The following is an 11,605-nucleotide window of genomic DNA, read 5'->3' on the forward strand; positions in this document are numbered from 1 at the left end:
TCACCAGCCCGCAAGTTGCGATACCTTCGCGTCGCGAAACGTCGGTACTCGGCCAGCGTTACCGACGATCGATTTGGATAGCGGATTCGCCGCAAGCAGAATGCCGTGCGCTGTTATCCCCGCGCCGCTGTCGCTCTCGCTGGCGACACCCGGATCGAATGGGGACAGGGGCCGATGGCCGTACCGGCAAACTTTTTGATCCGGATCGCACTGCTTCGCTTCTCCAGCTCTTTCCGTCATTGACGAATACTTCAGTATTTTTGCCCTTTCCCAGCCGGCTTTGCCTGTGCTATAAACCAGCCGGATCGGCAAGGGTGGCGACGTATGGCGAGTACGATTCTGACGAGCAGCGGCGTGAGACAGCTCTGGTTCCATCACCCGGCGCCGTCGCCAGATGTACTCGCCAATCTGCTGCAAGAACTCGACCTGCCCGAAGATCTTTTCGATGAGTTGCTCGAGCAAGATCAAAGCCCTCGCCTGGAGCGCGTTGGTTCGTATCTGCTGTTGGTCATGCAATTTCCCTGGCGAAATGAGGGCGTCGACGCCGAGTGTGTGCTCCGGCCGCTAGCCTTGCTCTGGGGTGGAGACCGGTTGTGGACCTTTAGCGAGGTGGAATGGCCCTTTTTGCGCGAGTGGAATGCCCGCAAATTTCAGGACCCGCGCGTTACCCTCATCTGGCTCCTGCAGCTGCTGGCGGCGAGCTACCTACGTACCGTAGGCCGTTTGCGGCAGGAAATCTTGGTTGTTGAGGCACGGCTGGATGCAACCCAGCGCACCGAAGACTTCTACGCCCTGCTTGCCCTGAGTAAGGCCCTAACCCGCTTCTACGTTACCCTGGCCAGTAACATCGTGGCCATTTTCAAGGTCTCGCGCAGCGCTGCCGTGGGCTGGGATGAGGCCAATCGTGCTGCCCTCAACCTGGCCATTGCCGACCTGCAGCATGCCCGCGACCGTGCCGAGATCAGCGCCAACACGGCAAGCGACATGATGGATGCCTACGCCGGCATGGTGCAGATCAACATCAATCATGGTCTGAAAATCCTCACGGTGCTCGCCCTGGTACTCTACGTACCAAGCCTGGTGGCAACCATCTTTGGCGTCAACGTGCCCCTGCTGGAGCAAAACAGCCATTGGACGGCTTGGGTGGCGATGGGCGTCGCCTTCGGCATCTCCCTAGTCATGAGTGTGCATTTCAAACGGCGAGGTTGGCTATGAAGAATTCGCGAGCCGCACGGGTCATCGCCCTGCGTGGAGAGGGACGGCGTACTTATCACTGGACCAGTGTCATCTCTCCCGACCCGCAGCAGGTTGCCGAGCTTACCCAGCGTTTTCAGCTCTACGAGGAGTTTTTTCAAGACGTACAAGATCTTGATGAGCGTCCGCGCCTCGAAAAGGAAGCCAATAACGCCCTCGTCATCCTCAAGATACCGGTAGCGCGCCCCGACCCCGATTCCGGTCGCCCGAGCTTTTCCGTGTTGCCCCTGGGCATCGTCTTTGGGCGTGACGAAATCCTTACCGTTTGCTCGGAGGAATTGCCGCTCTTGCGCGCCATCGAGGCACAGTTGCCGGAGGAGGTCGACGAGCTCGACCCGCGCTGGTTGACCGTCGAAATGATCCAGCGCATGGCCAGTGCCTTTCTTGATGCCCTCAAGGTGATCAACGAGGAAATCGTCCATACCGAGGAGCGCCTGCATCATTCGCAAAGCAACGACGAGTTTTTCAGTATGCTCAGCCTGAGCAAGGTCCTCATCCGCTTTACTTCCGCCTTGCGCGGCAACATTGCCGTGCTGCAGCAGTTGTTGCGGTTGCCCATCATCACCCAAGACGAGGAAGATTCCGAGGATCTCGCCGATGCCCTCGTCGATCTGCAGCAAGCGCGGGACATGACCGAAATCTATACCTCGACGGTCACCAATATGATGGATGCCTACGGCGGGGTTCTGCAGACCAATATCAGTAATACCCTCAAAGTCATCACCGGTTGGACGGTGATCATTGCCATCCCGGCGACGACGGCCACCATTTACGGCATGAATGTGCCTTTACCCTTGGAGCATTGGCCCTACGCCTGGCCGACCCTGATGGGCGGGAGCTTCTCGATTTCCCTGTTGGCGGTGCTCTGGTTTCGGAGGCGGCATTGGATCTGAATCCCTGGCAGTGGACGGTATGGCCTAACCCTGCCCAACTCCCTGCCACCGCGCCGGTGGAGGGGAGTTTTCTACTGGGAGCCGATGCCGATGACGGCTGGTGCGGCTACGCCCGGGCCTTGCAGCTGCCGGAAGCCTGGTTTCGCCTACAGCGCCCCGACGAGGAGGCGGCGCAACGGTTGGAGCTCTTCGCCGGGCAGGTCTGGCATCTACGCCTGCCCTACGTGCATGATCGACGCGATCTCGAGGCCGGAATCGAGCGGCTCCTCGAGGTCTCGCTCTCGGTCATCGTCGCGCCCGCTAGCCTGTGGGTGGTGGCGCCGGTGGCAAGCCTCGATCCCTTGCAGCAGGAACTCGAGGAAATGAGCATTGCCGAGTCTCGAGAGCAGGCCTTACTCCGCTTGGTTTTGGTTTGTATCCACAGTCATGATTTGGCGGCGCAACGCATCGTTGCCCGCCTGCAAACCTTGCGTGCCGCCCTACGTAACGCCATGACCAACCGGGAGTTGCGCGAAATCGTCAAGCTCAATCGCAGTATGGGGGATCTCGTCGTCTCTTTGCGCGATCTCGGCCATACCCTGCGTGCTTGGCTGCGCGAGGCCGAAGAAGAAAGCGCCCTGATCGCGCCTCTAGAGGAGTTGCAGGCGGAACTGCGGCGGGTGGAAGAGGGCGTTAGCCTCGTCTGGGAGCGCTACACCGCCGTTACCAACTGCTACACCGGCATCGTGCAGAACAACTCGCATTCGGTGATGAAGGTGATGACCCTCTGGTTGGCGCTGTTGATGATCCCCATCGCCCTGATCATGCCTTTCCATATGGAAGTGCATCTACCTCTCGGTCATTGGAAGTTTACCTGGTACTTTTTGTTGGCCTATGGCTTTGGGACATCGGTGTATATCGCGTGGTGGGGAAGAAAACATGGCTTCTTCGATATGTAGGGGCAGCGCATGCTAAAACGGGTCGAGGGCGCTTTTCTCACGGGTAACGGACGTTGCCGAGATTGGTTGCATCTCCTTGCGCCCTCCGCCGAAGAACTGACCCAGGCAGCGGCGGATCTCGGCGTGCCGGAGCCCTTCCTGCGCCGACGTCTGGAAGACAAGCCGGCACGCCCCTTCGTGCGCGAGCAAGGTTTCCTGGCCCTGCAGTTTACCGTCCCGCACCATCATGGCCCGCATTCCAGCACCTTCGACCTCCTCCCCCTGACCCTGATCCTGGTGCCCGGATATCTGGTCACCCTCAGCAACGAACCCGTGCGCTTTCTCGATGCGTTGCTCGATCCCGCAGCGCCGCGCAAGCGCTACGAGGTGGTTCTGCAGATCGTCCACGAGATCGCCCGACGTTATGTGCGCATGTCCCGCGACGTTAGCCAAGACGTGGTCAGGGTCGAGCAAGACCTGCGGCGGGCGCAGACCGTCCACGTCATCTACGAGGCTCTCGAGGTCAATGACCGTCTCCTCGAGCTGAGCCTCGGTCTTTTGCAGATCGAACACCTGCTCGAGGAACTACGTCCTTGGCTACCCCGGGACTCTGCCGAGTTTCTCGAGCACTACGAAGACAGCCGCATTGAGCTGCGGCAAGCGCGGGAGCAGGTCGACACCGAGCAGGAAACCATCAACAGCCTGCTCAATGCCTACACCTATGTGGTCAACAACAACGTCAACAATATCTTCAAGTTCATGGCGGCGGTGATCATCCTCGCGACCATCCCCCTGTTCATCCCCGGCGCCGTGGCGATGAATGTCGATCTCGGTCCCATCCCCGACTGGCCGTATTCCTTTGTTACCATTGTCAGCGGCTTGATCGCGGTGGAGCTCGCCACGGCTTTCACCTTCTACCGCATCGGCTGGCTGCGGCTGCGCTGAGCCCACCAAACCGAGCTGCCAGGGCACTGGCATTGGCAGGGCGAACCGTGGTATAAAGCGCCTCTTTCTGTTGGGGATAGTGGTCATGTCCAGAGTTTGCAAGGTAACGGGCAAAAAGCCCATGGCGGGGAACAACGTGTCCCACGCTAACAACAAGACGCGTCGGCGCTTTCTTCCCAATCTGCAATACAAGCGTTTTTGGGTGGCAAGCGAGAATCGTTGGGTGCGGCTGCGGGTGAGCACCCAGGCAATTCGCACCATCGACAAGAAGGGAATCGATGTCGTTCTGGCAGACCTGCGCGCTGCCGGCGAAAAGATCTGAGGACTGAACGATGCGTGACAAGATCAAGCTGGTTTCGACGGCAGGTACCGGGCACTTCTACACCACCACCAAAAACAAGAAGAATACCCCGGATAAGCTGCAGTTTACGAAGTACGACCCCAAGGCGCGCAAACACGTCGCTTACCGGGAAGATAAGATCAAGTAATTCTCTGGCCTCTTGGCACTCCCTGCGGTAGAGTGCCAAAAAACGCCCGGAGTGGGCGTGTCCTGGAGACCTTGGATCATGGATGCGCGTGCCCGCCATTTACTGAAATCTCTCATCGAGCAGCATATCAACAGCGGCCAGCCGGTTGGCAGTCGCCAACTGGCTCGCGACGCAGGCCTTGCCATTAGTCCGGCCACGGTACGCAACGTCGTGGCCGATCTCGAAGACGCCGGTTATGTCATTTCCCCGCATACCTCTGCTGGGCGCATTCCAACACCCAGCGGCTATCGTTTCTTCGTCGACTCCCTGATCCACGTTGGGCCCCTCTCCGGGGCCTCGCGCCGCTTACTCTTGCAGCGTATCGGTGCGCACTTGCCCGATGCCGAAGAGGTTTTGCATGCGGCCACCGAGGCCCTCTCGCAAATGACCCGTATGGTTGGCTTCATCCGCGTTCCCAAGCGAGCCAACCAGACCTTGCGTCATGTGGATTTCATCGCCCTGCGTGAGCGCGAGGTCTTGGCGATCTTTGTGACCGACAAGGGCGAAGTCGAAAATCGCCTGATTCGCGTCGCGGAGCCCCTGAGCGCCGCTGCCCTCACCCAGGCGGCCAATCGTTTCAACGCCAGCTACGGCGGCCGACCTTTGCAGGAAGTCATTGCTCTCCTCGAAGAAGATCTGCGGCAGTCGCGCGCTGAAATGGATGCCATCTTGCGCAATGCCATGGAGCTCGGCAAGGAGATGCTTGCCGCCGACCAGGAGCGCATGTTGGTCGAGGGAGAGCTACAACTCCTCAATCTCCCGGATCTTGCCGCCAGTGAGCGCCTGCGTGAGCTACTTTCGGTGGTGCGGCAAAAGCGCGAGTTGGTCATGCTCCTCGACCAGAGCTTGCTGAGTAGCGGCGTGCGCCTTTTCATTGGTGGCGAGTCCGGTTTGGCACCGCTCAGCGATTTCACTCTCATCTCCGCCCCCTACCAGATCGACGGCGAGTTGGTTGGCGTGATTGGTGTGCTCGGTCCCATGCGTATGCCTTATCAAGACATCATTCCTCTGGTGGATGGTACGGCACGGCTTCTCGGCCAAGCGCTTTCTCAGGGTGAGTGGCTTTCCTCTTGAAATTGGTTGTTCCTTGCCCCATCTACCGGTGGGACGAAGCTGGAGGAAGGTTCCTATGAGTGAAACAGAAGTAGACGCGCAGGCCCCCGAAGAATCCGCTGCAGGTGCCGAAACGAATCCCGAGGTGAACTGGCAGGACGAGGCGGAAAAGCTGCGCAACGACTATCTGCGCGCCCTGGCCGATCAGGACAACTTGCGCAAGCGTATGGAAAGGCAGATTGACGATGCACGCAACTATGCCGTCGAGCGCTTTGCCCGTGAGCTGCTACCCGTGATCGATAGCCTGGAGTTGGCATTGGCGACACCGTCTGAGGGCGACCAAGCCATGACGCAGTTACGTCAGGGCATCGAGAATACCTTGCACCTCTTTGTGGCGGCCTTGGCCAAGGCGGGGATCCGTCCCGTAGAGCTTGAAAACGATCGCTTTGATCCCAATCTGCATCAAGCGATTGCGATGGTGGAGGATCCCGGCGAAGCGAACCGCGTTCTCGCCGTGCACCAGAAAGGGTATTTGATTCATGATCGCCTCTTGCGGCCAAGCATGGTATCGGTATCGAAAGCCGCCAAGCCGCAGTGACGAACGCCAAAGGCTCATCGAATTCGGAATTGATTTAGGAGATTGCAAGAATGGCAAAAGTAATTGGTATCGATTTGGGGACTACCAACTCCTGCGTCGCCGTCATGGAAGGCGACAAGGTCAAGGTGATCGAAAACAGTGAGGGTAAGCGCACTACGCCGTCCATCGTCGCTTTTAGTGAAGATGGCGAGGTACTCGTCGGCGAAGCAGCCAAGCGGCAGGCGGTAACCAATCCTGAAAATACCATCTATGAAGTCAAGCGACTGATCGGTCGGAAGTTTGACGATCCGGAAGTACAAAAGGACATGAAACACGTCCCCTATAAAATCGTCAAATCCGACAACGGCGATGCTTGGGTCGAGGTGCGCGGCAAGAGTTATTCGCCACAGCAGATTTCTGCCTACATCCTGCAGAAAATGAAGAAGACGGCAGAAGATTATCTCGGTGAAACCGTCAGCCAGGCGGTCATTACCGTTCCCGCATACTTCAACGATGCCCAGCGTCAGGCGACCAAGGATGCCGGACGCATTGCCGGTCTCGAGGTGAAGCGCATCATCAACGAGCCCACGGCAGCAGCCCTGGCCTTTGGTGAAGACAAGAACCCCGGCGACAGCAAGGTTGCGGTCTACGATCTGGGTGGTGGCACCTTCGATATCTCCATCATCGAGATTGCGGAGATGGATGGTGAGCATCAGTTCGAAGTGCTCTCTACCAACGGCGACACCTTTCTCGGCGGTGGCGACTTCGACAATCGGATCATCAATTACTTGGCCGACTCCTTCAAGGCCGAGTCGGGGATCGATCTGCGCAATGACCGCTTGGCCATGCAGCGCCTCAAGGAAGCCGCGGAAAAGGCCAAGATCGAGCTGTCGTCCTCGGCGCAGACCGACGTCAATCTGCCCTTCATCACCGCCGACCAGTCGGGTCCCAAGCATCTCAACATGAAACTGACTCGGGCCAAGCTCGAATCCTTGGTGGAGGATCTGATCGACCGTAGTATGGCGCCTTGTAAGATAGCGATGAAGGATGCCGATCTTTCCTCCAGCCAGATCTCCGATGTGATTCTGGTGGGCGGTCAGACGCGCATGCCCAAGGTGCAGGAGAAGGTAAAGGAATTCTTCGGCAAAGAGCCGCGCAAAGACGTCAATCCCGACGAGGCCGTGGCCATCGGCGCGGCGGTGCAGGGAGCGGTGCTCTCCGGCGAGAAGAAAGACGTGCTGCTGATGGACGTCACGCCCTTGTCTTTGGGTATCGAGACCTTGGGCGGGGTGATGACCAAGCTGATCGAAAAGAACACGACCATCCCGACGCGCAAGTCACAGATCTTTTCTACCGCCGAAGACAACCAGTCGGCGGTGACGGTGCACGTGTTGCAGGGCGAGCGGGAGCTGGCGCGGGATAACAAGTCGCTGGCGCGTTTCGATCTAACCGATATCCGTCCGGCACCGCGCGGCATGCCGCAAATCGAAGTTACCTTCGACATCGATGCCAACGGTATCCTGCACGTATCTGCCAAGGATAAGGAGACCAACAAGGAGCAGTCGATCAAGATCACCGCGAGCTCCGGGCTTTCCGAGGCGGAGATTCAGCGCATGATCAAGGAGGCCGAGGCCAACGCCGCTGAGGACAAGAAGGCGCGGGCGCTGATCGAGGCACGCAATGAGGCCGACGGCAGCGTGCATGGGGCGCGCAAGGCCCTGAGCGAGCATGCCAGTGCCCCAGCCGACGTCAAAGCCAAGGTCGAGAGTGCCATCGCTGCCGTCGAGGCAGCAGCCAAGGGCGAGGACACCGAGGCCATCAAGGGCGCGGTAGCGACCCTGATGGCGGCCATGTCCGAATTGGTCCAGCATGCCGGACCCGGTGAACAGGCTGGGCCTGCCGAAGCCAGCAGTGCTAAACAGGCGGGCGCCGATGATGTGGTCGAGGCCGAATTCGAGGAAGTCGACAAGAAGTGACGTCTTGATCCGCCGCAGAGGGCAGGGGAATATCCCTGCCCTCGCCTGTTTTTGGGAAAAATAGTATGAGCAAACGGGATTATTACGAAATACTCGAGGTCTCGCGTTCGGTAGACGATGGGGAGCTCAAAAAATCCTACCGACGACTGGCGATGCGTTACCATCCGGACCGCAACCCGGGTGACAGCAGCGCCGAAGAGCGCTTCAAGGAAATCAACGAAGCCTACGAGGTTCTCTCTGATCCGCAAAAACGGCGTGCTTACGATCAATTTGGTCATGCCGGCGTACAGGGCGGCGCAGGTGGGGGGAGCGGCTTTGGTGGCTTTGGCGGCGCTGGCTTTAGTGACATTTTTGGTGACATTTTTGAACAGTTCACCCGCGGCGGTTTTGGTTTTCAGCAGGATCCGGGTCGCGGTAGCGATCTGCGCTATCGTCTCGATTTGAGCCTGGAAGAGGCGGCTACCGGTAAGACCGTCGAGCTCGAAATCCCCAGCACGGTGCTCTGCGAGGCGTGTAAGGGCAGCGGTGCTGAGCCTGGCAGCGCGGTGGAAGAATGCCGCACTTGTAATGGGCACGGTCAGGTACGCATGGCCCAAGGCTTTTTCTCGGTAACTCGCCCTTGCCCCAGCTGTGGTGGTTCCGGCAAGGTCATCAAAACCCCCTGCAGGGTCTGTAAGGGCCAGGGACGAGTCAAGAAAAATCGGCGGATCGAGGTGAAGATTCCCGCAGGTGTCGACACCGGCGATCGCATTCGCCTGAGCGGCGAGGGAGAAGCAGGCGAACGCGGCGGTTCCCCCGGTGATCTCTACGTCGAGATCCAGGTGCGTGCCCACAGTCTTTTTGAGCGCGACGGCGACGACCTGCATTGCTCGGTTCCCGTCAGCTTTACCACCATGGCCTTGGGCGGTGAGCTCGAGGTGCCCACCCTCAGTGGTCGTGCCAAAATTCAGATTCCTGCCGGCACCCAGTCGGGCACGGTTTTTCGGTTGCGCGGCAAGGGTATTCAGGGGGTCCGCAGCCGTATGGCAGGGGATCTCCACTGTCGTCTGCAGGTAGAAGTGCCGGTCAAGCTCAGCGAGCGGCAGAAAGAACTGTTGCAGGAATTTGCCGCCGAGGCAGGGGGGGCAGCGCAGCATCCCCAGCAAGAAAGTTGGTGGGCCAAAGCCAAGGACTTCTTCGAGCGGATGGGGATTTGAGATGACGATTCGCGTTGCCGTGACGGCTGCGGCGGGAAAGATGGGTAAGGCTATCATTGCCGCCCTCACCGAGCAGGCAGACTTGCAACTGGTGGCGGCACTGGGGCGGCCGGGAGCGGCGTACTTGGGCGAGGACGCCGGGCGCTTGGCAGGTGGCCGTAACCTCGATGTGCCGGTCTCGGTCGACTTGTCGGCGGCGCTGACGCTCGCGGATGTTTGCATCGATTTTAGTCCTGCCGATGCCGCCCTGGCGCACCTGCATGCCGCCGCTGCTGTCGGTTGCCCCGTCGTTGTCGGGAGTACGGGTTTCACCCCCGCGCAGGTACAAGAAATCCAGCAACTGGCGCAGCGCATTCCCCTCGTTGTGGCACCCAACATGAGTGTTGGCATCAACGTGTTGCTCGCTTTTCTGCCGCAGATGGTGGCCGCCCTGGGGGAGTCGTACGACATCGAGATTCTCGAGGCGCACCACAGCCAAAAGCGCGATGCCCCCTCGGGCACTGCCCTGGCCCTGGGGCGCGCCGCGGCGGCGGGACGACAAGGGCAACTCGACGAGCTCGCCTGCTACGATCGCAACGGCATTCCCGGCCCCCGGCAGCCCGGCAGCATTGGCTTTGCCACCCTGCGTGCCGCCGACGTGGTTGGTGAACACAGCATCTGGTTGGCGGGTGCCGGAGAGCGTTTGGAGCTCACCCACCGCGCCAGCAGCCGGCGCAATTTTGCCGAGGGCGCCCTGCGCGCGGCACGCTGGCTGCAGGGGCAAAAGGCAGGACTCTACGACATGCAAGATGTCCTTGGTCTGCGCCCACACCCCGGCGTAGAATGACACAAAGGCAGACTACTGGAGGCGATGATGCAATACGTGGTAGCGAATCGAGTACCGGTCAAAGCGGAGTATCGTGCCGAATTTGAAGAGCGCTTTCGCAAACGCGCTGGCGAAGTCGAAAAGCAAGCAGGTTTCGTCCGCATGGAAATTCTCCGCCCCGTCGACGAAAAAGGCATGTACGTGGTTCTTACCCATTGGGAGAACAAGGCCGCCTTCGAGGCCTGGCTGCGTAGCGACGACTTCAAGGCGGCGCACCAAAATCCTCTCCCCAAGGAAGCCTTTGGCGAGGGCGGCGGTCTCGAGCAGCACGAAGTCATCATCGCGGCTGGTTGAGCGCGGTCCCCACAAAAAAGGCGGCATCCCATGGCAGAGTTGCAAAAAAGTCAGGTGGAAGAGGTCCTTGCGCAGGTGCAGGATCCCTATCTCGGTAAGGATCTTGCCAGCGCCGGCGTGCTCAAGTCCGTTGATGGGCAAAAGATACGCATCGAGCTGCCCTATCCGTCGCACGGCGTTGCAGCCCGACTTGGCGCCGAGATTGCCGATGCCGTGCACAAGCACACCGGCATTCGCCCAGAGCTGGAGATCACCCACCGCATCCAAACCCATCAGGCCCAGCGCGGCGTGAAATTGCTCGAAGGCATCAAAAACATCATCGCCGTCGCCTCGGGCAAGGGCGGTGTGGGCAAGTCCACCACCGCCGTCAATCTGGCTCTGGCCCTTGCCCAAGACGGGGCGCAGGTGGGCATGCTCGACGCCGACATCTACGGCCCGAGTCAACCGCGGATGCTGGGTATCGAAGGCAAGCCGACCAGCAAAGACGGCAAAAAGATGGAGCCCATGGAAGGGCATGGCATCAAGGCGATGTCCATTGGGTTCCTCATCGACGAGGAAACTCCCATGGTCTGGCGCGGGCCGATGGTCATGCAGGCCCTGGAGCAGCTCTTGTCGGACACCCGCTGGGGCGAACTCGACTATCTGGTCATCGACCTGCCGCCGGGCACTGGCGATACCCAGCTCACCCTGGCGCAGAAGGTGCCGGTTTCTGGTGCCGTCATCGTCACCACGCCGCAAGATATTGCTCTGCTCGATGCGCGCAAGGGCTTGAAGATGTTTGAGAAGGTGGGGGTACCGATTCTCGGCATCATCGAAAACATGAGCTTCTACATTTGCCCCAAGTGCGGCAATGAGGACGACATCTTCGGCCACGGCGGTGGGGCATCGATGGCAGAACAGTATGGGGTGGAATTTCTCGGCGCGGTGCCCCTCGACCGCCGTATCCGCGACGAGGCCGACAATGGCGCCCCGACGGTAGTGGCAGCCCCGGATTCGCAGCTCGCCAAGATCTACCGCGAACTGGCACGGCACGTGGCGGGACGAGTCGCCCTACAGGCCGTCGACCATAGCCATAAATTCCCCAAAATCGTCATCGAGAATCGCTAGG

The 11,605-nt window shown here is 59.7% G+C and carries 13 protein-coding genes; all 13 read left to right on the top strand.

The window, feature by feature from the left end:
* Window positions 1–354: 354 nt before the first annotated feature.
* The 13 genes from RTI30_RS00315 to apbC all read left to right on the top strand — a co-directional run bounded on the left by RTI30_RS00315 (window position 355) and on the right by apbC (window position 11,604).
* Window positions 355–1,215 (top strand): magnesium transporter CorA family protein, encoded by an 861-nt coding sequence (locus RTI30_RS00315; protein ID WP_312283309.1) that lies wholly within the window; start codon window positions 355–357, stop codon window positions 1,213–1,215.
* Window positions 1,212–2,147 (top strand): magnesium transporter CorA family protein, encoded by a 936-nt coding sequence (locus tag RTI30_RS00320; protein ID WP_312261546.1) that lies wholly within the window; start codon window positions 1,212–1,214, stop codon window positions 2,145–2,147. The genes RTI30_RS00315 and RTI30_RS00320 overlap by 4 nt, the downstream gene beginning before the upstream one ends.
* Window positions 2,057–3,085, top strand: coding sequence for a CorA family divalent cation transporter (locus RTI30_RS00325; RefSeq protein ID WP_312261548.1), 1,029 nt, complete (start codon window positions 2,057–2,059; stop codon window positions 3,083–3,085). Before RTI30_RS00320 ends, RTI30_RS00325 begins: the two co-directional genes overlap by 91 nt.
* Window positions 3,086–3,094: 9 nt before the next feature.
* Window positions 3,095–4,009 carry a CorA family divalent cation transporter gene (locus RTI30_RS00330; protein WP_312261550.1) on the top strand — a complete coding sequence of 305 codons (915 nt, stop codon included), beginning with the start codon at window positions 3,095–3,097 and terminating at the stop codon, window positions 4,007–4,009.
* An 85-nt stretch (window positions 4,010–4,094) separates the two neighbouring features.
* A complete protein-coding gene (gene rpmB / locus RTI30_RS00335) occupies window positions 4,095–4,331 on the top strand; it encodes a 50S ribosomal protein L28 (RefSeq protein WP_312261551.1) in 237 nt (78 codons plus the stop codon).
* A gap of 10 nt (window positions 4,332–4,341) precedes the next feature.
* A complete protein-coding gene (rpmG, locus tag RTI30_RS00340) occupies window positions 4,342–4,497 on the top strand; it encodes a 50S ribosomal protein L33 (RefSeq protein ID WP_312261552.1) in 156 nt (51 codons plus the stop codon).
* Between the two features lie 78 nt (window positions 4,498–4,575).
* Window positions 4,576–5,610 carry a heat-inducible transcriptional repressor HrcA gene (hrcA, locus tag RTI30_RS00345; RefSeq protein ID WP_312261553.1) on the top strand — a complete coding sequence of 345 codons (1,035 nt, stop codon included), beginning with the start codon at window positions 4,576–4,578 and terminating at the stop codon, window positions 5,608–5,610.
* Window positions 5,611–5,665: 55 nt separating this feature from the next.
* On the top strand, window positions 5,666–6,187 hold the full coding sequence (locus RTI30_RS00350) for a nucleotide exchange factor GrpE (protein WP_312261554.1): 522 nt from the start codon (window positions 5,666–5,668) through the stop codon (window positions 6,185–6,187).
* Window positions 6,188–6,237: 50 nt separating this feature from the next.
* Window positions 6,238–8,142, top strand: coding sequence for a molecular chaperone DnaK (dnaK, locus tag RTI30_RS00355; RefSeq protein WP_312261555.1), 1,905 nt, complete (start codon window positions 6,238–6,240; stop codon window positions 8,140–8,142).
* Between the two features lie 65 nt (window positions 8,143–8,207).
* Window positions 8,208–9,338: a molecular chaperone DnaJ gene (gene dnaJ, locus RTI30_RS00360; protein WP_312261556.1), complete on the top strand. Its 1,131-nt coding sequence runs from the start codon at window positions 8,208–8,210 to the stop codon at window positions 9,336–9,338.
* Window position 9,339: 1 nt separating this feature from the next.
* On the top strand, window positions 9,340–10,164 hold the full coding sequence (gene dapB / locus RTI30_RS00365; RefSeq protein WP_312261557.1) for a 4-hydroxy-tetrahydrodipicolinate reductase: 825 nt from the start codon (window positions 9,340–9,342) through the stop codon (window positions 10,162–10,164).
* Between the two features lie 24 nt (window positions 10,165–10,188).
* Window positions 10,189–10,497 (top strand): antibiotic biosynthesis monooxygenase family protein, encoded by a 309-nt coding sequence (locus RTI30_RS00370; RefSeq protein WP_312261558.1) that lies wholly within the window; start codon window positions 10,189–10,191, stop codon window positions 10,495–10,497.
* Between the two features lie 30 nt (window positions 10,498–10,527).
* On the top strand, window positions 10,528–11,604 hold the full coding sequence (gene apbC, locus RTI30_RS00375; protein ID WP_312261559.1) for an iron-sulfur cluster carrier protein ApbC: 1,077 nt from the start codon (window positions 10,528–10,530) through the stop codon (window positions 11,602–11,604).
* The last annotated feature ends 1 nt before the right edge of the window (window position 11,605 follow it).

The organism is Candidatus Igneacidithiobacillus taiwanensis (genome assembly GCF_031962545.1).
Taxonomy (GTDB): domain Bacteria; phylum Pseudomonadota; class Gammaproteobacteria; order Acidithiobacillales; family Acidithiobacillaceae; genus Igneacidithiobacillus; species Igneacidithiobacillus taiwanensis.